Origin of the sequence: Pseudomonas sp. GZD-209, assembly GCF_049310485.1 — a bacterium.
Taxonomy (GTDB): Bacteria; Pseudomonadota; Gammaproteobacteria; order Pseudomonadales; family Pseudomonadaceae; genus Aquipseudomonas; species Aquipseudomonas sichuanensis.
Genome location: NZ_JBMOWQ010000112.1, coordinates 1 through 20539, shown reverse-complemented (window position 1 = coordinate 20539; position 20539 = coordinate 1). Strand labels below are relative to the sequence as shown.

Annotated in this window: 24 protein-coding genes; 10 read left to right on the top strand and 14 right to left on the bottom strand. The window is 64.5% G+C overall.

All coding sequences use genetic code 11. The features are described 5' to 3' along the window. Positions 1 to 25: 25 nt before the first annotated feature. Positions 26 to 2065 carry a methionine--tRNA ligase gene (metG, locus tag ACO6VM_RS14115; protein ID WP_422403445.1) on the bottom strand — a complete coding sequence of 680 codons (2040 nt, stop codon included), beginning with the start codon at positions 2063 to 2065 and terminating at the stop codon, positions 26 to 28. Positions 2066 to 2223: 158 nt separating this feature from the next. On the opposite strand from metG, the gene apbC reads away from it, so the two are divergent. Beyond that, positions 2224 to 3318: an iron-sulfur cluster carrier protein ApbC gene (gene apbC, locus ACO6VM_RS14110; RefSeq protein ID WP_422403444.1), complete on the top strand. Its 1095-nt coding sequence runs from the start codon at positions 2224 to 2226 to the stop codon at positions 3316 to 3318. 338 nt (positions 3319 to 3656) lie between these two features. Here the strand turns inward: apbC and ACO6VM_RS14105 are convergent, their stop codons facing one another. Then, a complete protein-coding gene (locus ACO6VM_RS14105) occupies positions 3657 to 3866 on the bottom strand; it encodes a cold-shock protein (RefSeq protein WP_016488765.1) in 210 nt (69 codons plus the stop codon). Between the two features lie 340 nt (positions 3867 to 4206). Here ACO6VM_RS14105 and dcd point away from each other — a divergent pair, with 340 nt between their 5' ends. Together dcd and ACO6VM_RS14095 are read left to right on the top strand one after the other, a co-directional pair. Further along, a complete protein-coding gene (dcd, locus tag ACO6VM_RS14100) occupies positions 4207 to 4773 on the top strand; it encodes a dCTP deaminase (protein ID WP_003258001.1) in 567 nt (188 codons plus the stop codon). 98 nt (positions 4774 to 4871) lie between these two features. Further along, complete coding sequence (locus ACO6VM_RS14095) at positions 4872 to 5102, top strand: hypothetical protein (RefSeq protein ID WP_110995504.1); 231 nt, start codon at positions 4872 to 4874, stop codon at positions 5100 to 5102. A 31-nt stretch (positions 5103 to 5133) separates the two neighbouring features. Here the strand turns inward: ACO6VM_RS14095 and ACO6VM_RS14090 are convergent, their stop codons facing one another. After that, entirely contained in the window at positions 5134 to 6249 is a 1116-nt protein-coding gene (locus ACO6VM_RS14090) for a succinylglutamate desuccinylase/aspartoacylase family protein (protein ID WP_401058791.1), read from the bottom strand. A 232-nt stretch (positions 6250 to 6481) separates the two neighbouring features. Between ACO6VM_RS14090 and ACO6VM_RS14085 the strand changes: the two genes are divergently transcribed. Continuing rightward, on the top strand, positions 6482 to 6664 hold the full coding sequence (locus tag ACO6VM_RS14085; protein ID WP_401058790.1) for a type II toxin-antitoxin system HicA family toxin: 183 nt from the start codon (positions 6482 to 6484) through the stop codon (positions 6662 to 6664). A 20-nt stretch (positions 6665 to 6684) separates the two neighbouring features. Continuing rightward, positions 6685 to 7110, top strand: a complete 426-nt coding sequence (locus tag ACO6VM_RS14080) for a type II toxin-antitoxin system HicB family antitoxin (protein ID WP_422403443.1) — start codon at positions 6685 to 6687, stop codon at positions 7108 to 7110. Positions 7111 to 7164: 54 nt separating this feature from the next. On the opposite strand, the gene ACO6VM_RS14075 is transcribed toward ACO6VM_RS14080, so the two are convergent. The 5 genes from ACO6VM_RS14075 to ACO6VM_RS14055 all read right to left on the bottom strand — a co-directional run bounded on the left by ACO6VM_RS14075 (position 7165) and on the right by ACO6VM_RS14055 (position 11454). Next, complete coding sequence (locus ACO6VM_RS14075; RefSeq protein WP_422403442.1) at positions 7165 to 9600, bottom strand: penicillin acylase family protein; 2436 nt, start codon at positions 9598 to 9600, stop codon at positions 7165 to 7167. A gap of 188 nt (positions 9601 to 9788) precedes the next feature. Beyond that, positions 9789 to 9992, bottom strand: a complete 204-nt coding sequence (locus ACO6VM_RS14070; protein WP_012313055.1) for an SEC-C metal-binding domain-containing protein — start codon at positions 9990 to 9992, stop codon at positions 9789 to 9791. 7 nt (positions 9993 to 9999) lie between these two features. After that, on the bottom strand, positions 10000 to 10476 hold the full coding sequence (locus ACO6VM_RS14065; protein ID WP_401058787.1) for an LEA type 2 family protein: 477 nt from the start codon (positions 10474 to 10476) through the stop codon (positions 10000 to 10002). Between the two features lie 2 nt (positions 10477 to 10478). Next, the gene (locus ACO6VM_RS14060; protein ID WP_125857641.1) at positions 10479 to 10955 is read right to left on the bottom strand and encodes a YchJ family protein; all 477 of its coding nucleotides are present in this window, start codon (positions 10953 to 10955) and stop codon (positions 10479 to 10481) included. A 4-nt stretch (positions 10956 to 10959) separates the two neighbouring features. Next, a complete protein-coding gene (locus ACO6VM_RS14055) occupies positions 10960 to 11454 on the bottom strand; it encodes a DUF6231 family protein (protein ID WP_401058786.1) in 495 nt (164 codons plus the stop codon). A 159-nt stretch (positions 11455 to 11613) separates the two neighbouring features. Here ACO6VM_RS14055 and ACO6VM_RS14050 point away from each other — a divergent pair, with 159 nt between their 5' ends. From ACO6VM_RS14050 to ACO6VM_RS14030, 5 genes are all read left to right on the top strand, one after another. Next, a complete protein-coding gene (locus ACO6VM_RS14050) occupies positions 11614 to 12303 on the top strand; it encodes an OmpA family protein (RefSeq protein WP_390969437.1) in 690 nt (229 codons plus the stop codon). Between the two features lie 89 nt (positions 12304 to 12392). Further along, a complete protein-coding gene (locus tag ACO6VM_RS14045; protein ID WP_422403441.1) occupies positions 12393 to 13112 on the top strand; it encodes an OmpA family protein in 720 nt (239 codons plus the stop codon). 97 nt (positions 13113 to 13209) lie between these two features. Further along, the gene (locus tag ACO6VM_RS14040; RefSeq protein WP_125462872.1) at positions 13210 to 13473 is read left to right on the top strand and encodes a DUF1145 domain-containing protein; all 264 of its coding nucleotides are present in this window, start codon (positions 13210 to 13212) and stop codon (positions 13471 to 13473) included. 4 nt (positions 13474 to 13477) lie between these two features. Then, positions 13478 to 14236, top strand: coding sequence for a collagen-like protein (locus ACO6VM_RS14035; RefSeq protein WP_422403440.1), 759 nt, complete (start codon positions 13478 to 13480; stop codon positions 14234 to 14236). Positions 14237 to 14412: 176 nt separating this feature from the next. Further along, positions 14413 to 15519: an NADH:flavin oxidoreductase/NADH oxidase gene (locus ACO6VM_RS14030; RefSeq protein ID WP_347149828.1), complete on the top strand. Its 1107-nt coding sequence runs from the start codon at positions 14413 to 14415 to the stop codon at positions 15517 to 15519. A 1-nt stretch (position 15520) separates the two neighbouring features. Here the strand turns inward: ACO6VM_RS14030 and ACO6VM_RS14025 are convergent, their stop codons facing one another. The 6 genes from ACO6VM_RS14025 to ACO6VM_RS14000 all read right to left on the bottom strand — a co-directional run bounded on the left by ACO6VM_RS14025 (position 15521) and on the right by ACO6VM_RS14000 (position 20449). Beyond that, complete coding sequence (locus ACO6VM_RS14025; protein ID WP_125462875.1) at positions 15521 to 15853, bottom strand: type II toxin-antitoxin system HicB family antitoxin; 333 nt, start codon at positions 15851 to 15853, stop codon at positions 15521 to 15523. Then, positions 15850 to 16104: a type II toxin-antitoxin system HicA family toxin gene (locus ACO6VM_RS14020; protein ID WP_125462876.1), complete on the bottom strand. Its 255-nt coding sequence runs from the start codon at positions 16102 to 16104 to the stop codon at positions 15850 to 15852. Before ACO6VM_RS14020 ends, ACO6VM_RS14025 begins: the two co-directional genes overlap by 4 nt. 143 nt (positions 16105 to 16247) lie before the next feature. Next, a complete protein-coding gene (locus ACO6VM_RS14015; RefSeq protein ID WP_401058778.1) occupies positions 16248 to 17672 on the bottom strand; it encodes a gamma-aminobutyraldehyde dehydrogenase in 1425 nt (474 codons plus the stop codon). 17 nt (positions 17673 to 17689) lie between these two features. Beyond that, the gene (locus ACO6VM_RS14010) at positions 17690 to 18496 is read right to left on the bottom strand and encodes an ABC transporter permease (protein WP_125462878.1); all 807 of its coding nucleotides are present in this window, start codon (positions 18494 to 18496) and stop codon (positions 17690 to 17692) included. After that, positions 18486 to 19397: an ABC transporter permease gene (locus ACO6VM_RS14005; RefSeq protein WP_390969512.1), complete on the bottom strand. Its 912-nt coding sequence runs from the start codon at positions 19395 to 19397 to the stop codon at positions 18486 to 18488. The genes ACO6VM_RS14010 and ACO6VM_RS14005 overlap by 11 nt, the downstream gene beginning before the upstream one ends. A 26-nt stretch (positions 19398 to 19423) precedes the next feature. Continuing rightward, entirely contained in the window at positions 19424 to 20449 is a 1026-nt protein-coding gene (locus tag ACO6VM_RS14000) for an ABC transporter ATP-binding protein (RefSeq protein WP_422403439.1), read from the bottom strand. Positions 20450 to 20539 lie beyond the last annotated feature (90 nt).

The window sequence follows — 20539 nt, the reverse complement described above, 5'->3', positions numbered from 1 at the left end:
CGGCCAGTTGGCCGGGGCAGGGGCGTTACTTGATGCGCTGACCGGGCTTGGCGCCGCTGTCCGGGCTCAGCAGGTAGATCTCTTCGCCACCAGGGCCGGCCGCCATGACCATGCCCTCGGAGATGCCAAAACGCATCTTCCGTGGTTTGAGGTTGGCCACCATCATGGTCAGGCGCCCTTCCAGCTTGCTTGGGTCGGGGTAGGCCGACTTGATGCCGGAGAAAACGTTGCGCTGTTCGTCACCGATGTCGAGGGTCAGGCGCAACAGCTTGTCGGCACCTTCGACGGACTCGGCCTTGACGATCAGTGCCACGCGCAGATCGACGGCGGCGAAGGTGTCGAACTCGATTTCGGCAGACAGCGGGTCCTTGGTCAGTTCGCCGTTGCCGGCTGGGGCCTGGGCTTGCGAGGCCAGCAGGTCTTCCTTGCTGGCGGCGACCATGGCCTCGACCTTGGCCGGCTCGATGCGGCTCATCAACGCCTTGAACGGGTTGAGCTTGTGGTTTTCCAGGCGCGACAGGTGGTCGTTCCAGGCCAGCGGGGCGACGTTGAGGAACGCCTCGGCATCGGCGGCCAGCAGCGGCAGAACCGGCTTGAGGAAGATCACCAGCTGACGGAACAGGTTGATGCCCTGGGCGCAGATGGCCTGGACTTCATCCTGCTTGCCTTCCTGCTTGGCCAGCGACCACGGCGCCTTATCGGCGATCCAGGCGTTGGCGCGGTCGGCCAGGGCCATGATTTCGCGCATGGCACGGGCGAAGTCGCGGCCTTCGTAGGCTTCGGCGATCGACGGGGCGGCGGCGAGGAAGGCCTCGGTCAGATCGGGGGCGGCATCGCCGGTAACCATCACGCCGTCATTGCCTTTGTGAATGAAGCCGGCGCAACGGCTGGCGATGTTGACCACCTTGCCGACCAGGTCGGAGTTGACCTTCTGCACGAAGTCCTCGAGGTTCAGGTCGAGGTCATCGACGCCGCGGCCCAGCTTGGCTGCATAGTAATAGCGCAGGTATTCCGGCTGCAGGTGGTCGAGGTAGGTGCGCGCCTTGATGAAGGTGCCGCGCGACTTGGACATCTTGGCGCCGTTGACGGTCAGGTAGCCGTGCACGTTGACCGCGGTCGGCTTACGGAAGCCCGAGCCTTCAAGCATGGCTGGCCAGAACAGGGCGTGGAAGTTGACGATGTCCTTGCCGATGAAGTGGTACAGCTCGGCCTTGGAGCCTTCGTTCCAGAACGCGTCGAAGTCCAGTTCCGGGCGGCGCGCGCACAGGTTCTTGAAACTGGCCATGTAGCCGATCGGCGCATCCAGCCAAACGTAGAAGTACTTGCCAGGCTCGCCCGGGATTTCGAAGCCGAAGTACGGTGCATCGCGGGAGATGTCCCATTCCTGCAGGCCGGAGTCCAGCCATTCGGCCAATTTGTTGGCCACGGCGTCCTGCAACGTGCCGCTGCGGGTCCACTGCTGCAGCATGGCCTGGAAGTCGGGCAGCTTGAAGAAGAAGTGCTGCGAGTCGCGCAGTACCGGGGTGGCGCCGGAAATCGCCGACTTGGGGTTCTTCAGTTCGGTCGGGGCGTAGGTGGCACCGCACTTTTCACAGTTGTCGCCGTACTGATCCTCGGCCGCGCACTTGGGGCAGGTGCCCTTGATGAAGCGGTCGGCGAGGAACATGCCCTTTTCCGGGTCGAAATACTGGGTGACCGAACGGGTGGCGATGTGGCCGGCGTCACGCAGGCGGGTGTAGATCATGCCCGACAGCTCGCGGTTCTCTTCGCTGTGGGTGGAGTGGAAGTTGTCGAAATCGACCAGGAAATCGGCGAAGTCGCCGCTGTGCTCGGCCTGAACGTTGGCGATCAGTTGCTCCGGGGTGATGCCTTCCTTCTCTGCGCGCAGCATGATCGCCGAGCCGTGGGCGTCGTCGGCGCAGACATAGATGCACTGGTTGCCGCGCAGCTTCTGGAAGCGAACCCACATGTCTGTCTGGATGTACTCGAGCATATGGCCAAGGTGAATGGAACCATTGGCATAGGGCAGGGCGCTGGTGACGAGAATCTGACGTGGCTCGGACATGGTGGCTCGGCTACTTATCTGGCTACGGGGTAAAAATGAGGGTGATCGGCCACTATAAAGGGCTGGCGAAGATATTTCACCTTGCGAACGCATCTGCTGACGATTGACGGGTTAGCATAGGCGCCTGTTTCGTATTCAGTTTGCCAATGGGAGCCTCCATGAGTGCCGTTACCCGTGCCGCCGTCGAAGGCGTGCTTCGCCAGTACACCGACCCCTACCTGAACCAGGATCCGGTCAGCGCCGGCTGCGTGCGCGCCATCGACATCCAGGGTGCGCAGGTCAGCGTGCAGTTGCAGCTGGGTTATGCCGCCGGCCTGTTCAAGGGTGGTTGGGCCCAGGTGCTGCAGACCGCGATCGAGAACCTCGATGGCGTTTCTTCGGCGCATGTGACCATCGATTGCGTGATCGCCACCCACAAGGCCCAGGCCCAGGTGCCGGCCATGGCCAATGTGAAGAACATCGTGGCCGTTGCCTCGGGCAAGGGCGGGGTCGGCAAGTCGACCACCGCAGCCAACCTGGCCTTGGCGCTGGCGCGCGAGGGCGCGCGAGTCGGCATCCTCGACGCTGACATCTACGGCCCTAGCCAGGGCGTGATGTTCGGTATCGCCGAAGGCACTCGCCCGCAGGTGCGCGAACAAAAATGGTTCGTGCCGATCAAGGCGCATGGTGTTGAAGTGATGTCCATGGCTTTCCTCACCGATGACAACACACCGATGGTGTGGCGCGGCCCAATGGTTTCCGGTGCGTTGTTGCAACTGGTGACCCAGACCGCCTGGGATGACCTCGACTACCTGGTGATCGACATGCCGCCGGGCACTGGCGATATCCAGCTGACCCTGGCGCAGAAAGTGCCGGTGGTCGGCTCGGTGATTGTCACCACGCCACAGGACCTGGCGCTGCTGGATGCGAAAAAGGGCGTGGAGATGTTCCGCAAGGTCAACATCCCGGTGCTGGGCGTGGTGGAGAACATGGCCGTGCACATCTGCTCCAACTGCGGCCATGCCGAGCACCTGTTCGGTGAAGGCGGTGGTGAGAAGCTGGCGGCCCAATATGGTGTCGAACTGCTGGCTTCGCTGCCGCTGTCGATGCTGATTCGCGAGCAGGCCGACAGCGGCAAGCCGACCGCTATTGCCGAGCCGGAAAGCCAGATCGCCATGGTTTATCAGGAGCTGGCGCGTCAGGTGGGGGCACGGATCGTATTGCAGGAAGCCGCCGCACCGGCAATGCCGAGCATCACCATCAGCGAGGATTGATGCAGGTTGCTTCTAATGGAGAAGCGCTGCCTAAGCGATTTACAACGTCTTCGTGGGGGGGGGGGGGGGGGGGGGGGGGGGGGGGGGGGTGGGGGAAGAAAAACTGGGAAAGAGGAAAACAAACCCAAGCCCAAGGGAAGAAGCTTCCCGTAACAGCTTCACAACTTCTTTGGGGGAGTGGTCTTGCCCCGCGATACCGGCGCAGCCGGTGCTACCCATCGCGGGTCAAGCCCGCTCCCACGGAGTGCTCTGAGCGACAGAGCAGTGAGATTTTCGAGCAGGCACAAAAAAACCCGCCAATGGCGGGTTTTTTCTGAAAGCTAGGAAGCGAGATCGACTTAGGCGATCTGAACTTCTTCAGCCTGCATGCCTTTCTGGCCGCGGGTAGCGACGAAAGTAACAGCTTGGCCTTCTTTCAGGGTTTTGAAGCCGTCAGCTTGGATGGCTTTGAAGTGCACGAACAGGTCGTCGCCCGACTGAGGGGTAATGAAGCCGTAGCCCTTCTCATCGTTGAACCACTTGACGGTACCGGATTGGCGATTGGACATTTTTCTGTCTCCTTGGACAAAGTTGATGGCGGCCAGGAAAGCCCCGACCGAGACTGAGTGCAAAGGAGCAGAAGGTGTCATGGAGATGGGCCGATCGTAAATCGTGCATCAAACAGATCTTCGGTGTCGCGTGCAGCACAGTGGCGACACCATAACCCACTTTCCCTGACCTGCCAATAACTGGTGAGAGGTTTGTCGTAATTCGGATCGGCGGCGGCTGCAGGCCCCGTCCGGCGGGCATTGCAGTGAGACTGTGGGATGCGACTTTGCCGCGGGCGCCGGGACCGGTAAGATGCGCATCACGATTTTTTTCACCTTGCACTCTCAGGACACACCCGCCATGAGCATCAAATCGGACAAGTGGATTCGCCGCATGGCGCAGGAACACGGCATGATCGAACCCTTTGTCGAGCGCCAGGTGCGCGGCGAGCAGGACAGCCGGGTCATCTCCTTCGGTGTTTCCAGCTACGGCTACGACGTGCGCTGCGCCGACGAATTCAAGGTGTTCACCAACATCAACTCGGCCACTGTCGACCCGAAGAACTTCGACGCCGGCAGCTTCGTCGACATCAAGAGCGACGTCTGCATCATCCCGCCGAACTCCTTCGCCCTGGCCCGCACCGTCGAGTACTTCCGCATTCCGCGCGACGTGCTGACCATCTGCCTGGGCAAGAGCACCTATGCCCGTTGCGGCATCATCGTCAACGTCACCCCGCTCGAGCCTGAGTGGGAAGGCCATGTCACCCTGGAGTTCTCCAACACCACCACGCTGCCGGCGAAGATCTACGCCAACGAAGGCGTGGCGCAGATGCTGTTCCTGCAGTCCGACGAAGAATGCGAAGTCTCGTACAAGGACCGTGGCGGCAAGTACCAGGGCCAGCGCGGCGTCACCCTGCCACGTACCTGAGCCGACCAAGCGCGGGAATTGTTTGCCCGCTCGGCACTCCAACGAGATAGCAGTCCCGGCGCGCACGACGCGTGCCGGCTCTCGTCAGGAGCCGCTCCATGAAACTCGACCCCGCAATCAGCGCCAAGCTAGCGGTCCTGCAGCCGAATCAGGTCGGATTGCTGGCCTGGACGCTGCTGGCGCATCCGCCAATGCACCTGCAGGCCGGTGGCGTACCGCACCAGCCTGACCCCGATACCCCGCAACCGCCGGAGCCCGGCGAGCATCCGCCGATGGAGCCGGGCGAGCCGACCCTGCCCGACGAACCACCGCCAGCCCCCGTGGCCTGACCCGTCCGCAGCGCCGCCTGGTTTTAGCGGCTCAGTTACCCAGCAGGTAGCCGCTGCGGCATACCTGCTCGCCAGCGACATGGGCGATGACCATGCCGGCCGTGGCCATGCGCCGCACGCTACGCGCATACAGCAGCCCTGCCTGGGTGTTGCGCAGCGGGGTGACGCGGTCACTGAGCGGGTCGATGACCTCGGCGATGAGTTGCCCCGCTTCCAGGTACTGCCCGGGTTTGGCATGGAACACCAGCAGGCCGCCCAGCGGCGCAGTGACGGGCTCCACCGCTGCCAGCGGCGTCGCTGGCTGGCGCAGGGCCGGCAGCGGTGCGGGCTGGCCGTCGATCACGCCGCTGTGGGTGAGGAAATCCACAATCGCCTGGCAGTCCTGGGTCGCCAGGGCATGGCTGACATCCGCCTGGCCGCGCAGCTCGATGGTCACCGAGAAGCTGCCCATGGGGATCGGGAAGCGCTTGCCGAAGCGCTGTTGCAATTGCCACCACACCAGGCTGAAGCACTCGTCGAACGACTGCCCGCCCGAGTCGGTGGCCAGCAAACTGGCCTGCACGCCCAGGTAGCGCGCCAGCGGTTCGACCTGAGGCCAGGCTTCCGGGGTGGTGTACAGATGCTCGACGGCTTCGAAGTCGCAGTGCAGGTCGAGCACCATGTCGGCATCGCAGGCCAGGCGCTGCAGGGTCAGGCGCTGGGATTGCAATGGGGTGTGTGCCGGGTGCGCATCCAGGCCGCGACGCAGGTACTCGCGGATCAGCGCCAGATTGTGCGCAGGGTCGTCATTCAGATGGCCTTCGATCTGGTCGCCGATGCTGTCCGACAAGTCGACGAAGTTGCGGTTGAAGTTCTCACCGCTCTGCAGCTCGAAGCGCCCCAACGGGGCGTCCAGCAGCACCTGCTCCAGGCCCACCGGGTTGGCCACCGGTACCAGGATGATCTCGCGGCGCAGCCGGCCTTGCTGCTCCAGCTCCAACAGGCGTTGCTTGAGGTGCCAGGCCACCAGCATGCCCGGCAGTTCGTCGGCATGCAGCGAGGCCTGGATGTACACCTTGCCGCCGCCGCGCGGGCCGAAGTGGAAACTGTGCAACTGGCGGGCGATGCCGGGCGCGGGGGACAGCAGGTCGTGGGTCGAATGGTGCATGGGGGTCCTGAAGAGGGCGGGCTGCGACCAGGGGCCGGGATGATGGATAGAAGCACAACTTAGCGTGCGGTGCATCATTGCCCGGTTTCGCACAACGATTGCTGGTGCAGCCGGCCCATGGCTCGGAAATGGTGAAGGTGCATTGCCTGTTTACTGGAGGCTCATCCTGGCTGCGCATCAAAAATGTTGCGCAACTGACCATTCTGTAGCACCTTGCTCTTGCGGGACTTGCATGGAATACAGCGAATTCCGTCGGTGGCTGCGTGCTCAAGGCGCCACGTTCGTTCCTGCCAAAGGCAGCCATTTCAAGGTTTACCTCGGCAAACGACAGACGATCTTCCCCGACCATGGCGCCAAGGAAATTGGCGAAGGGCTCAGGAAAAAGATCCTCAAAGACCTTGGGCTAGGCGATTGACCCTGAAACGAGGCAACGACATGAATTTTGATTATCCGGTGATCGTGCATTGTGAAGCAGGCAGCTTCTGGATCAGCTCTCCGGATATTCCAGAAATGGCCAGTGCGGGCGGCACGGTGGATGAGGCGTTGTTCGATGCTGTCGATGCCTTGGAGTCGGCGCTTTCGTTATACGTGGATCGGCGTGACGCGATTCCACTGCCTTCGCCACACGGATGCGATCAGGCGGTGGTCAGGTTGCCTGCGTTGACCGCCGCCAAGGCCGCGCTGTGGAACACCATGATTGCGCAGAAAGTGACCAAGACCGAACTGGCTCGGCGACTTGGCGTCAATCGCCCGCAAGTGGATCGTCTGGTCAACCTGTTGCATCGCTCGAAGATCGAGCAGGTAGAGCACGCCTTGCATGTGTTGGGCCAGCGTATCGAATTGGCAGTGGTCGCTGCTTGACCGCGCGCCGATGAAAAAGCCGCCTGTCCAGGCGGCTTTTTCATTTTTGTCGGCTTACTTCCCCGGCACCAGCGTCAGTCGCTGGCTGCCATAGGCCCGCCCGAAGTTCTGCGGCTGCAGCGGCAAGCTCATGAAGCGCCCCTTGAACCAGGCATCCAGCCCGTCGCTGTAATGGCGGCTCGCCGGGTTGCCGGACTGGCCGCTGCTGGTCAGCAGTTGCAGCGGTTCAGCCTGGCCGAAGTCGACGATCATCCGCGCCGAGGCCGGCAGGCGGGTGTCGAAGTTGCTGCCCCAGGCGTAGGGCGTGAGTGCCAGCGTGCTGAAGTCACCGCCGGCAGCCATTGGCGAACGGCTGAGGCTGTCGCCCAGGCCACGGTAGTTCGGTGCTGGCCAGCGATACTGGTGCAGCTTGCCCCACTGCCAGGCACGGCGGTCGGCGCCGAGCTGGGCGGTGCCGGTATCGATCGCCGCCGCCAGGCTACGGGCGAGGATGGCCGGTTTGTCTTCCTTCTGTGGCGTGCCACGGTCATCCCAGAACGGGCTGTCCTCGCGGCCCAACAGGTGGTCGGCCTGGGCCGAATAGGAGAGTTGGGCATTGCCGATGAACGCTTGCCAGGCCGGGCTCGACTCGGGGCCGAGGTCGTCAAGGAAGGTCTGCCGGGTAACTTCCTGGAGGAACAGCTCATACAGCGCGGCATCGGCCGACACCGGGCTCAGCCGGCCATCGAAGGCCTTGAGCCGGGCCAGGGCGTCGCGGGCCTTGTCGCGCTGGGCGGCGGGCAAGGCGTCGATGGCCTGTTTGAGTGGCAGGGCCATGCCGGGGGCATCGAACATCTGCTTGAGCTTGTCTGCCAGCAGCGTCACCTGGTCGTTTTGCAGGGCCATCAGGCTACGGCTGTCATGGCGGCCGTTGCCCGCCAGTTGGGCCAGGCGCTCGGCGCGTTCAGGGTAGTACCAGCTGCTCGACAGCTGCATGCCGTAGCCCTTGGGCTGGCTGCGCTGGTTGGCGTGGCCGATGAAGCCGGCGGCCGGGTCCTGATCATAAGGGTGGAGCATGGCGTCGGCGTAGCCATCCCAGTCATAGCGCCCGTCCCAGCCCGGCGAGGGCAGCAGGCCCTGGCCATCGCGGCGGTTGGGGTAGCGGCCACTGACTTGCCAGCCGATGTGCTCGGGTTCGGCGAACACGAAGTTAAGGGCTGCAGCGCCGATTTCACGGGTGCTGTCGAAGGCTCGCTCGATGTTGCTGGCGCGGGTCAGGTCGAACAACGCGTCGAGGCTGCGATCGTCCTTGAGCTGCGGCAGGTGCAAGGCCAAGGCCAGGCTGCCGTGGCCCGGCAGCAGGGTGCCATGGCGGGTGTCATACAGCACTTCGCGTTGCGGGCGCTGGCCACGGACGAAGAAGGTCTCGCTGCGTGCGCGGGCTTGCTGCCATTTGCCGTCGGCCAGGTACGTCAGCTGGTTGCCCTGGCGGCGTACCTGTTCGAGGAACAGGTCCTGGTTGTCGGCCATCACCGCGCTGGCGCTCCACGCCACTTTGCCGTTGTAGCCGGCCAGCACGATCGGCAGGCCCGGCAGCGAAAGGCCGGCGACCTGGTATTTACCGGTATGGATCTGCACCGGGCTCAGCGCCCAGGGCGCCCGGCTGTCGCTGGCCAGCAGGCTCTTGCCGCTGCGACTGCGTTGCGGCCCGAGGGCGAGGTTGGACGAGCCGGGGTTGCCGAGCAAGCCGAGGTCGGCCAGTTGCTGGCCGGCGGCGGCGAGCGAGGCAAGGCCCGGCAGTTGGCTGGCCAGGTTCAGGCCCTTGAGCTTGTCGACTTCGCTTTCGGCCAGGGCTTCGTCGGGCGCGCCGGGCAGCAGCCAGGCCAGCTTATCTGCGCCGACCTTCTGCGCCAGGGTCAGGGCCGAGAGCTCCTCCTGCAGGTTCACCGACTGGCTGAAGGCGTACAGGCTGAAGATCAGCGCCGAGTCCTCCGGCTTCCAGTATTCGGGGCGATAGCCGCTACGGGCCAGTTCGGCCGGCAGCTTGTCGCGGTAGCGGAACAGGTAGGCGTTGACCCCTCGGGCATACACTTCGAAGAAGCGCTTGAGCCGCGGCGAGGCGTCGGCGTAGAGCTGGCCGGCGCTCTGCTTGAGGTTGGCGGCGCGCATCAGGCGGTCGATTTCCAGCGCCTCGGGGCCGGCCAGCTCGGCCAGACGGCCTTGGGCCAGCAAGCGTAGGGTGACCATTTGTTCAATGCGGTCACCGGCATGGATATAGCCCAGGCTGAACAGCGCATCGTGGAAGTTGCTGCTTTCGATCAGCGGCGCACCCATGGCGTTGCGCCGCACCGAAACATTCTGCGCCAGGCCCTTGAGCGGCTGGACGCCGGTGGTCGGCGGTACGCTGTCCTGCATGCCGCCCATCTGGCAGCCAGTCAACGCAAGCATGCCGAGCATGGCGGCGGCGCTGCCGAAGCGGGGGCGGAAGGGAGGAAGGACGGGCGCGGCCATGACTAGGCTCCTGCAGGGCGTGGCGGGGTTTGGAAAGGCGCTAAGGTAGTGAGCGCGCAGTCGCCGTGCAAGGTGCGGGGGCGCTTTATTTACGAACGGCTTGCTGCCGGCTGCAAGCCTCAAGAAAAAGCCGGCATTGCACCGGCCCGTTTTATCTTGCGGCTTGCAGCTTGCAGCTCAGGACTGCTTCAAGCGCCGTGGCACTTCTTGAATTTCTTCTCGCTGCCGCATGGGCACGGGTCGTTGCGACCGACGTCCTTCAGGGCATTGCGCACCGGTTCCTGGTGGCCGTGGTTGCAGTGCGGGCCATGCACATGGCCGTGGTCGTGATCGTGGTGATGGTCGTGACCGTGGTTGCAGTCGGGGCCATGAACATGGGGTTGCTGGGTCATTGCGGGATTACTCCGGTAGAAAATCGCCGGGCATTATCTCACCACTGCGCGACAAGTGCAGGTCCCGGGGGATGATCAGTCCGGTAGCCAGGTCGCCTTGCAACCGGTAGTGCAAGGGTTGTTTGCTTCTGAGCAGTTTCGCCAGGGGCTTGAGGTGCTGCCAGAGGTTGGTCCGCGCGGTGATCTTGAAGGTGCGCCGGGCATGAGCGCCGACGCTGCGCCAGAGGCTGACATCCTCTTCGGCCAGCAGGATGTCACCCAGGTGTACCGCGTAGTGCAGGTTGCGGATGAACAGCCGGCTGTCGTTAGGGTTGATGACCTGCAGGTGCAGCACGAACTCTTGCTGGTGCAGGCGCATCTTGACCTTTTCCACCTTCACCAGGTGCACCTCTGGCTGGCGCCAGCTGTCGTCGCCCCAGCTGGCGCAGCCCGCCAGCCCGCTCAGCAGTAGAGCCAGCAGCATCAGGCGGGCGAGGGCGCGCATGTTCAGTTACCGAAATAGCTGGCGCAGCATTTCTTGAATTTCTGCCCGCTGGCGCAGGGGCAGGGATCATTGCGCCCGACTTTCAGTTCCACGGTCGGGTCGATGAAGTACCAGCGCCCGGCCTGCTGGACGAAGGCCGAGCGTTCGCGGTGCTGGTGATCGCCTTGGCCGTCGTGCCAGCGTGCGGTGAAGGTGACGAAGGCATGTTCGGGCTGCCCGCCGAGCACTTCGGCGTTTTCCACCTCGAGCCCCAGCCAGGTGCTCTGCGCGCTCCAGGCCGCCATGCCGGCGCGGTCCAGGCCGGCCTGCTGGGCCGGCAGCGTGGTGCCGACCAGGTAATCCATCAGCCCCAGCACGTAGGCGCTGTAGCGCGAGCGCATCAGCGTCTGCGCATCCGGTGCCGGGGTGCCGGCGTGATAATGCCCGCAGCAGGCGTCGAGCAGATTGCCGCTGCCGCAAGGGCAGACCGAGACACTCATCGAGTCACCACCAGTACTTGCCGAAATTTTGTGGATTGGCCCAGAACTTCGCATTAAGCCAGTCCGGCACCTGTTTGTAGTCATGCAGATCATAGGTGAACAGGCTGAGCACCTGTTCGTCGCGTTGGAATTTCTCGCTGGCCGACAGCGCCAGCGAGAAAAAGTCGGTGTCGTGCCAGCCGCAGGCGCCCAGGTCTGCGAGCACCGCGACCTTGCTGGCATTGAGGTTGCGAATGCCACCAAGCAGTTCCAGGCCACTGCGTTTGGGCAGGTGTTCAAGGCAGTCCACCAGCAACGCCAGGTCGAAGCGCTGGGCGGCCAGCCCGGCCGGCAATGGGCCAGGTGAGGCGACTTCTATGAGGGTGTCCGGGTGTTCTGCGGCGAAGGCCTCCAGGGCCGGGAAGCGCGTGCCCACCAGCAGCAGCTTGTGTGGCGTGAAGCGCTCGAGCAGGGCGGCCAGGGCCTGCTGTGGCGTGCGTTGTGAGAAAGCGTCGGTCATTGCCATTCCTCGTTCAGGACGCTCAAGACTAACGGCCCCGGCCCGCCTGGCATAGAGGCACGGCGCCACATCGTGGCTTATTGCTGGCAGAGCGAGAAACAGCGGTCTTTACTTCCAGAGCATCGGTTTTGCACCGATTCCCCTAGGAGAAGCAACAAGATGAGCATAGTACGCACAGCGATACCCCTGGTCCTGCTCACCAGTGTGTTGACTGGTTGTGCAGGTTTGCAAAAAACCGACTGGCCGAAGTGTGCTGCCGTCGGGGGTGTAGGCGGCGCGGCCTTGGGCGCCATCGAGAGCTCCAGCTGGGCTGGCTGGGGTGCGTTGCTCGGTGGCGGCCTGGCGGCAGGTTACTGCTGGGCCCACGGCGATGGCGACGAAGACGGCGATGGTGTGCCGGACAGTCGCGACAAGTGCCCTGGCACGCCGCGCGGGGTCCAGGTCGATGCCAACGGCTGCCCGCCACCACCACCGGTGGTCGAGGAGGTCGTGGTACAGAAGGAAGAAGTCATCGTCATCCGCGATGTGCGCTTCGAGTTCGACTCGGCACGCCTCACCGCCACGGACAAGGAGCGCCTCAATACCATTGCCACGCGCCTTAAACAGGAGGCTCCGAGCGCCCGCCTGAGCGTTACCGGCCATACCGACAGCGTCGGTTCCGACCGCTACAACCAGAAGCTTTCCGAGCGCCGTGCCCATTCGGTGACCGATTATCTGGTCGAACAAGGCGTACCGCGCAGCAGCTTCGTTTCGGTCGTGGGTGCCGGCGAGTCCCAACCTGTGGCTGACAATGCCACGGCTGACGGGCGCGCCATGAACCGCCGTACCGAGATCAAGATCCAGCGTTGACGGCCCTGCGCCCGCGCCTTGAGAAGTGGCGCGGGCGCGTCTTTACTCCTGGGGGACCGGTAGCGGCCGGTGACACAGGAGCATTCACCATGCGTGTTTTGTCCAAGGCGGCGCTGCCGCTGTTGCTGGCCACCAGCCTGCTGGCCGGTTGCGCGACCCACAGCGATGGCAGCGCGCCCCTCAATCAAAGGACCTGGCCCATCTGCAGCCTGCTCGGTGGGCTGGTCGGCGGTGGTCTGGGGGCTATCGAGAGCTCCAGTTGGGCGGCCGGTGGCGGTGCCCTGGGAGCCATCGCCGGTGGCCTGATCTGCTACGCCCAGGATGGCGATGAGGATGGCGATGGTGTCTTCGACCGCCGTGACCGTTGCCCGGACACCCCCGCCGGCACCCAGGTCAACCACATGGGCTGCCCGCTGCCCCAATACCCTCCCGCGCAAGCGCAACCCGAACCCGCCGCGACCCCTGAGGTGATTACCCTCGACGACCAGGGCCAGGTGCTGTTTGCCTTCGACTCCGCCGAGCTCACGGCAGCCGCCCGGCAGCGTCTGCAAAGCCTGCTGCCCAGGCTGAACGCGCCGGGCGTGACCAGGGTCAAGGTCATTGGCTTCACCGACAGCGTCGGTTCCGACAGTTACAACCAGCGGCTGTCAGAGCGTCGTGCCAGCAGCGTCGCCGAGTACCTGATCAGCCAGGGGCTGGCACCGGACAAGGTGACCAGCCAGGGCCGTGGCGAGGCTGATCCGGTTGCTGACAACGAGGGCGATGAAGGCCGGGCGCGCAACCGACGGGTGGAATTGCACTTGAACTGACCCCCTCTGGCGCGCCTGCCGCAGTAAGGTTAATGTTGCCAACGCGGTCCGCTCGAACGGGCCGCGCTGGCATAACAATAAACAGTGGGGGCGGGGTATGAAGTTCATCCTGGGCCTGGGCAAGGTCCTGACGGTGCTGTTCTGGTGGGTGGTGCTGTTCAACCTGTTCATGCCGCAGCCATTGCCGCTCAATCTGCTGATCAATGCCGCCGGCATCGTCCTGCTGTCACTGCATGTGCTCGAGGTGCTGTTTTTCAACGCCAGCCTGCGCGGGCGCAGCCACCGTTGGTTCGATCGGTTGCAGATCCTGCTGACCGGCATCTTCCACGTCATGTCCATCCCCAAACCTGGTAAGGCCTAGAGCCATGCATAAATTGATGTTGCTGGCCGCTTTGGCCGCGCCCCTGGCTCAGGCAGAAAGCCTTGAAGTCGCCGCTCACTCCATGCTGCGCCTGCCGAACAAGTCGGCCAGCGTGCACCTTGAACAGCTGCGTGTGGCCGACTCGGCGACCCTGTTGCTGCCAGCCACGCTCACTGAGCTCAAGATCGACCGCCTGGAACTGGGGCGCGATGCGCGTATCGCCATCGCCCCCGCCGATCGCGACCTCAGCATCAGCGCCGCCAGCGCCCACCTGGGCGAAGGCAGTGAAATCAGTGCGCCTGGTGCCCCCGGCACTTATGAGCGCGCAGCCCGTCCGGGGCGCAACCTCGACTTGCGCCTGCAGGCGCTTGAGGCCGAGCAGCTGCTCATCGATGCCCGTGGCGGCGCCGGCGCACCGGGCTATGTCGGCCTCGACGGCGGTAATGGCAAGCCGGGTGGCTGCACCTGGGGGCAGGCCAGCCGAGGGGCCAATGGTGACAACGGTGGCAATGGGCACGACGGTGCCTCTGGCGGGCGGATTCGCCTGGCGCTGCCGGACGGCTTCGCCCAGGAACGGATCATGGTGCGGCTGGAGGGTGGTGCACCGGGCAAGCCGGGCGCAGCCGGTAAGGCCGGCAAGGGCGGAGCGAGCAAGGGCTGCCTGGTGTACAGCACGGCGGCCGGCGCCAATGGCCTGCCAGGGCAAGCCGGGGAGCCAGGTGCCGCCGGCGCTGCTGGGGAGCTGATCCTTCAGCGCTTGTAAGCGCCGGGGCTGAGCCTGCTTGAGGCGTTATCGGGCAGGCTTGTCAGCGACTCCCCACCTAACGGTCAGACACCTCCGACACCCATGGTCTAGTCTGAAACAGACCGGTACCGGCCAAGTTCCCACTACAAGTGCCCGGACCGGACAACCATTGGAGTCCCCCGGGAGGTGCTCTCATGAGCCTGCTGCTTGAGCCGTATACCCTGCGTCAGCTGACCCTGCCCAACCGTATCGCCGTTTCCCCCATGTGCCAGTACTCCGCCGTCGACGGCCTGGCCAACGACTGGCACCTGGTGCACCTGGGCAGCCGTGCTGTCGGTGGCGCGGGCCTGGTGATCAGCGAGGCCGTCGCGGTCACCGCCGATGGCCGCATTACTGCCGAAGACCTTGGCCTGTGGAACGACGAACAGATCGCCCCGCTGCAGCGCATCACCCGCTTCATTACCGCTCAAGGCGCTGTGCCTGGCATCCAGCTGGCCCACGCCGGACGCAAGGCAAGCACGTATCGCCCCTGGTTGGGCAAGCAAGGCAGCGTCAAGCTCGAAGAGGGTGGCTGGCAGCCGGTCGGCCCATCGAAAATCGCCTTCGACCCGCAGCACACCGCACCGCGCGAGTTGAGCAAGGACGAGATCCAGGATGTGGTGGCCGCGTTTGTGGCCGCGACTGAGCGCGCATTGAAGGCGGGTTTCAAGGTAGTGGAAATCCACGCCGCCCATGGTTACCTGCTGCACCAGTTCCTGTCGCCACTGAGCAACCAGCGTCGCGACGACTATGGCAGTTGCTTCGAAAACCGCATTCGCCTGACCCTGCAGGTCACCGAAGCAGTGCGCAAGGTGTGGCCGCAGGAGCTGCCGCTGTTCGTTCGCGTATCGGCCACCGACTGGGTGGAGGATGGCTGGAACCCGGATGAAACCGTTGAACTGGCGCGCCGACTGCGCGTGCTGGGTGTCGACCTGATCGACGTTTCGTCTGGCGGCACCTCGGTCAACGCCGAGATCCCCACCGGCCCGGGCTACCAGACCCGCTTCGCCGAGCGGGTGCGCAAAGAGTCGGAAATCGCCACCGGCACCGTTGGCATGATCACCGAACCCGCCCAGGCCGAACATATCCTGCGCACCGGCCAGGCCGATGTGATTTTCCTGGCCCGTGAACTGCTGCGAGACCCGTACTGGCCACTGCACGCCGACGATGACCTGGGCGGCAACAAGGCCACGTGGCCGGCGCAGTACCAGCGGGCGACCAGCCGGGCCAACCCGATCCACGAGTCGGACCTGCGCGATTGACTCAGCGGTAGGCGGCCTTGCTGAGGATGTCGCTTACCCATTGGTTGATGCTTTTCTGCGCAAGCTCCGCCTGGGCTGCCACGCTGGCGTGAAGCGTGGGCTCCAGGCGCAGGCTGAGCTTGCCGGAGTAGGTCTTTTGCGGTTCACGCCCCAGGCGCTGGCAGGTTTCGAGGTAGTCGTCGACGGCCTCCTCGAAGGCCTGGCGCAGTTCGCTGATCGATTCGCCATGGAAGCCGATCACGTCGTGGATGCCGGCGACATGGCCGACCAGCAGTTGGTCTTCGTCGCTGTATTCGATGCGGGCGGCATAGCCGCGGTAGTTCATCACATTCATGGTGTCACTCCTGCCTGCTCCAGGAACTGGCGGGCATCCTTCACTTGATAGGCTTTGGCGTGGCGGTCCGGGTGAGGGCGGTGGAAGGTTGCGACCGCCCCGTGGAGTTCGAACCGTACGCGTGACCCCCTACCTTCGACCGTCCTGGCGCCAAGCGATACCAGCAATGATTCCAGGCGTATCCAGTCCAGGGTTTTGGGCACAGGTTTCTTGAAGACAAGTTCGAGTAAAGCGCGTTGGTGATTATTCATGGTATCAGTCTGTGATACCAGTTTAATTTGCTCAACGGCTTGGCGGTAGGGCGTGGCAGCGGCAGATTGCGGGAAATGTCGGTATGGCAGGCAGCAAAAAGCCGACTGGCCGTCACTGCCAGTCGGCTTCTGTCATCCGTGCATCAATGCTTGAACATCACATGCCGCACACAGGTGTAGTCCTCCAGCCCGTACATCGACATATCCTTCCCGTACCCCGAATGCTTCTGCCCGCCATGGGGCATTTCGCTGACCAGCATGAAGTGGGTGTTCACCCAGGTGCAGCCGTAATGCAGCCGTGCCGCCAGGCGGTGGGCGCGGCCGCTGTCGCGGGTCCATACCGATGAAGCCAGGCCGTACTCGGAGTCGTTGGCCCATTCCAGCGCCTGGGCCTCGTCGCTGAAGCGGGTCACTGACACCACCGGCCCGAACACTTCATGCCGGACGATCTCGTCATCCTGCAGCGTGTCGGCCAACACGGTGGGTTCGAAGAAGAACCCGTCTCCCGGCACGGCCTTGCCGCCGGTGACCAGGCGGATATGTGGCTGGGCAATCGCACGCTGTACCAGCCCGGCGACCTTGTCGCGGTGCTGGGCGCTGATCAACGGGCCGAGCTCGGTGGCCGGATCGCTCTGCAGGCCGTGCTTCAGGCTGGCCACCGCCTCGCCCAGGCGTTCGACGAAGCGCTCGTAGATGCCGTCCTGCACGTACAGGCGGCAGGCCGCGGTGCAGTCCTGCCCGGCGTTGTAGAAGCCGAAGGTGCGGATGCCTTCGATGGCGGCATCGATGTCGGCATCGTCGAACACAATCACCGGGGCCTTGCCGCCCAGCTCCATGTGCATGCGCTTCACGCTGTCGGCGGTGGCGCCGATGATGTGCGCACCGGTGGGGATGGAGCCGGTCAGCGACACCATGCGCACCTTGGGGTGAGTGACCAGCGGGTTGCCGACGGTCTGGCCGCGACCGAACAGGATGTTGAGTACGCCGGGCGGCAGCAGGCCCTGAATCAGCCCACCCAGGTGCAGGGCGGTCAGCGGGGTCAGCTCCGAAGGTTTGATCACCACGGTGTTGCCGGCGGCCAACGCCGGGGCGATCTTCCACGCCAGCATCATCAGCGGGTAGTTCCACGGCGCGATGGACGCCACCACACCCAGCGGGTCACGGCGGATCATCGAGGTGTGCCCGGGCAGGTACTCACCCGCCGCCGAGCCGCCCAGGCAGCGCGCCGCGCCGGCGAAGTAGCGGAACACGTCGGCGATGGCCGGGATCTCGTCGTTGAGTGCGGCCGCGTAAGGCTTGCCGCAGTTGTTCGATTCCAGCCTGGCCAGCGCCTCGCCGTGCTGTTCGATGACGTCGGCAATGGCCAGCAGCGCGGTCGAGCGCTCTTTCGGCGTGGTCTGCGACCAGCCGTCGAACGCCTTGTCGGCCGCGCGCACAGCGCTGTCGACCTGGGCCTCGGTGGCTTCGTTGATCTGTGCCAGGGCAGTGCCCTTGGCCGGGTCGAGCACGGTCCAGGCCGGGCCTTCGCCAGCGACAAGCTGGCCGTTGATCAGCATTCGGGTTTGCATCGGGGACTCCTCCAGGGTCATTTGCCGCTGCCCGCGACGCTTTCACCGCCACGGGTCAGGTAATAGGCGCCGAGGATCGGCAGCATGGTCACCAGCATCACCAGCATGGCGACCACGTTGGTCACCGGCACATCGCGCGGGCGGCTGAGCTGGTTGAGCAGCCAGATCGGCAAGGTGCGCTCGTTGCCGGCGGTGAAGGTGGTGACGATGATCTCGTCGAACGACAGGGCGAAGGCCAGCATGCCGCCGGCCAGCAACGCCGAGCCCAGGTTGGGCAGGATGATGTAGCGGAAGGTCTGCCAGCCGTCGGCGCCCAGGTCCATTGAGGCTTCGATCAGGCTCTGCGAGGTACGGCGCAGGCGGGCGATGACATTGTTGTAGACGATCACCACGCAGAACGTGGCGTGGCCGACGACGATGGTGAACAGCCCAGGTTCTATGCCTAAGCGCTTGAACGCCGAGAGCAGGGCGATACCGGTGATGATGCCGGGCAGGGCGATCGGCAGGATCAGCATCAGCGAGATGCTTTCCTTGCCGAAAAAGCTGCGTCGGTACAGCGCCGCCGAAGCCAGGGTGCCAAGCACCAGGGCGATCAGCGTGGCCAGGCAGGCCACCTGCAATGACAGCTTGATCGCTTCGAGCACGTCGGGGCGGGCGAGGGCCACGGCAAACCACTTCAGCGTGAAGCCCTTGGGCGGGAAGCTGAACGCCGCGTCTTCGGTGTTGAACGCATAGAGCAGGATGATCAGGATCGGGAAGTGCAGGAACACCAGCCCGCCCCAGGCCGCCAGGCGCAGGCCCGTCGAGGCTTTTTCAGAGTGCATCGAAGGCCCCCAGGCGTTTGACAATGGACAGGTACACCGCGATCAGCACGATCGGCACCAGGGTAAAGGCCGCCGCCATGGGCATGTTGCCGATCGCCCCTTGCTGGGCATACACCATGCTGCCGATGAAATAGCCGGGCGGGCCGACCAGCTGCGGCACGATGAAGTCGCCCAGGGTCAGCGAGAACGTGAAGATCGAACCGGCGGCGATGCCCGGCACCGACAGCGGCAGGATCACTTGCAAGAAGGTCTGCCGGGGTTTGGCGCCGAGGTCGGCCGAGGCTTGCAGCAGCGAAGGCGGCAGGCGCTCCAGTGCGGCCTGGATCGGCAGGATCATGAACGGCAGCCAGATGTAGACGAACACCAGAAAGCGCCCCAGGTGCGAGGTCGACAAGGTGCTGCCGCCCACGCCGGGGATGTCCAGCACCAGCTGCAACAGCGGCTGCAGGTGCAGTTGCTGGATGAACCACTGGGCCACGCCGCCCTTGGCCAGCAGCAGGGTCCAGGCGTAGGTCTTGACGATGTAGCTGGCCCACATCGGCATCATCACCGCGATGTAGAAGAACGCCTTGGTGCGGCCGCTGGTGTAGCGCGCCATGTAGTAGGCGATGGGGAAGGCCAGCACGGCGCTGGCCAGCGACACCGCCACGGCCATGCTCAGGGTGCGCAGGATGATGTCGAAGTTGGCCGGGTTGAACAGCGCGGCGAAGTTGGCCAGGGTCAGGTCCGGCGTCACCGCCATGGTGAAGTCGTCGAAGGTGTAGAAACCTTGCCACAACAGGTTCAGCAACGAGCCCAGGTAGATTGCGCCGAACCACAGCAACGGCGGGATCAGCAGCATCAGCAGGTAGAGGTTGGGGCGCCGATACAGCAGGTCGCTCAGGCGCCGCAGCGGCGTGATGCCCGTTGCTTTTTCAGCGGCCAGGCTCATGGCTGGGTTTCCCGCAGCGCGGTCATCGCCTCGCGCGGCCAACTGGCCTGCACGCGCTGGCCGGCCTGCCACTGGTGCGCCTGTGCCTGCCAGCGGTCGTTGGCCTGGCTTACGGCGAGCAGCTGGCCGCAGTCCAGCTTCACCTCGAAACGGGTGGCGCTGCCCTGGTACTGGATGTCGTGCAGCACCCCGCCGACCTGTACGTCGCCACTGGCGGGCTGGCCGTCGAGGCGGATGTGCTCGGGGCGGATGGAGAAGGGCGATGCGCTGCCATTGAGCTGTTGCGCCAGCTCCCCGCGCAGCACGTTGGAGGTGCCGACGAACTCGGCGACGAAGGTGGTCGCCGGCTGCATGTACAGGTTGCGGGGTGTGTCGACCTGTTCGATGCGCCCGCGGTTGAATACGGCCACCCGGTCGGACATCGACAATGCCTCGGTCTGGTCGTGGGTGACGAAGATGAAGGTGATGCCCAGCTGGCGCTGCAGCTTTTTCAGCTCGCCCTGCATCTGCTCGCGCAACTTGAGGTCGAGGGCGCCGAGCGGTTCATCGAGCAGCAGCACCCGTGGCCGGTTGACCAGGGCGCGGGCCAGGGCGACCCGCTGGCGCTGGCCACCGGACAGCTGCGCCGGCTTGCGTGTGCCGTAGCCGTCCAGGGCGACCATGGCCAGCGCCTCGTCGGCGCGGGCATGGCGCTCGGTCTTGGCCACGCCTTTGACTTTCAGGCCATAAGCGACGTTGTCGCGCACGTTCATGTGCGGGAACAGGGCGTAGTCCTGGAACACGGTGTTGACGTCACGCCGGTACGGCGGCAGCCCGGCGGCTTCGCTGCCATGGATGCGGATCGAGCCGCTGCTGGGTTGCTCGAAGCCGGCGATCAGGCGCAAGCAGGTGGTCTTGCCCGAACCCGAGGGGCCGAGCATGGAGAAGAACTCGCCGTCCTCGATGTCGATGCTGACCTGGTCGACGGCCTTGACCTCGCCGAAGGTACGGGAAACCTGGGTGAACTGTACGGCTAGGGGCATGCTGGGGCTCCACTTGGGTTATTGCTGATCGCGGGGGGAGAAAACCCCCCCCAAAAAAACCCCAAAGAGAGGGCGCCCCACCCACACAAC

Coding starts and splice junctions, on each gene's coding strand:
- ACO6VM_RS14055 (WP_401058786.1), bottom strand. CDS start 11,454: ATGACCGACGCTTTCTCACAACGCACGCCACAGCAGGCCCTGGCCGCC.
- apbC (WP_422403444.1), top strand. CDS start 2,224: ATGAGTGCCGTTACCCGTGCCGCCGTCGAAGGCGTGCTTCGCCAGTAC.
- dcd (WP_003258001.1), top strand. CDS start 4,207: ATGAGCATCAAATCGGACAAGTGGATTCGCCGCATGGCGCAGGAACAC.
- ACO6VM_RS14060 (WP_125857641.1), bottom strand. CDS start 10,955: ATGAGTGTCTCGGTCTGCCCTTGCGGCAGCGGCAATCTGCTCGACGCC.
- ACO6VM_RS14065 (WP_401058787.1), bottom strand. CDS start 10,476: ATGCGCGCCCTCGCCCGCCTGATGCTGCTGGCTCTACTGCTGAGCGGG.
- ACO6VM_RS14035 (WP_422403440.1), top strand. CDS start 13,478: ATGCATAAATTGATGTTGCTGGCCGCTTTGGCCGCGCCCCTGGCTCAG.
- ACO6VM_RS14105 (WP_016488765.1), bottom strand. CDS start 3,866: ATGTCCAATCGCCAATCCGGTACCGTCAAGTGGTTCAACGATGAGAAG.
- ACO6VM_RS14000 (WP_422403439.1), bottom strand. CDS start 20,449: ATGCCCCTAGCCGTACAGTTCACCCAGGTTTCCCGTACCTTCGGCGAG.
- ACO6VM_RS14045 (WP_422403441.1), top strand. CDS start 12,393: ATGCGTGTTTTGTCCAAGGCGGCGCTGCCGCTGTTGCTGGCCACCAGC.
- ACO6VM_RS14050 (WP_390969437.1), top strand. CDS start 11,614: ATGAGCATAGTACGCACAGCGATACCCCTGGTCCTGCTCACCAGTGTG.
- ACO6VM_RS14085 (WP_401058790.1), top strand. CDS start 6,482: ATGGAATACAGCGAATTCCGTCGGTGGCTGCGTGCTCAAGGCGCCACG.
- metG (WP_422403445.1), bottom strand. CDS start 2,065: ATGTCCGAGCCACGTCAGATTCTCGTCACCAGCGCCCTGCCCTATGCC.
- ACO6VM_RS14080 (WP_422403443.1), top strand. CDS start 6,685: ATGAATTTTGATTATCCGGTGATCGTGCATTGTGAAGCAGGCAGCTTC.
- ACO6VM_RS14020 (WP_125462876.1), bottom strand. CDS start 16,104: ATGAATAATCACCAACGCGCTTTACTCGAACTTGTCTTCAAGAAACCT.
- ACO6VM_RS14010 (WP_125462878.1), bottom strand. CDS start 18,496: ATGCACTCTGAAAAAGCCTCGACGGGCCTGCGCCTGGCGGCCTGGGGC.
- ACO6VM_RS14025 (WP_125462875.1), bottom strand. CDS start 15,853: ATGAATGTGATGAACTACCGCGGCTATGCCGCCCGCATCGAATACAGC.
- ACO6VM_RS14030 (WP_347149828.1), top strand. CDS start 14,413: ATGAGCCTGCTGCTTGAGCCGTATACCCTGCGTCAGCTGACCCTGCCC.
- ACO6VM_RS14070 (WP_012313055.1), bottom strand. CDS start 9,992: ATGACCCAGCAACCCCATGTTCATGGCCCCGACTGCAACCACGGTCAC.
- ACO6VM_RS14040 (WP_125462872.1), top strand. CDS start 13,210: ATGAAGTTCATCCTGGGCCTGGGCAAGGTCCTGACGGTGCTGTTCTGG.
- ACO6VM_RS14075 (WP_422403442.1), bottom strand. CDS start 9,600: ATGGCCGCGCCCGTCCTTCCTCCCTTCCGCCCCCGCTTCGGCAGCGCC.
- ACO6VM_RS14015 (WP_401058778.1), bottom strand. CDS start 17,672: ATGCAAACCCGAATGCTGATCAACGGCCAGCTTGTCGCTGGCGAAGGC.
- ACO6VM_RS14090 (WP_401058791.1), bottom strand. CDS start 6,249: ATGCACCATTCGACCCACGACCTGCTGTCCCCCGCGCCCGGCATCGCC.
- ACO6VM_RS14095 (WP_110995504.1), top strand. CDS start 4,872: ATGAAACTCGACCCCGCAATCAGCGCCAAGCTAGCGGTCCTGCAGCCG.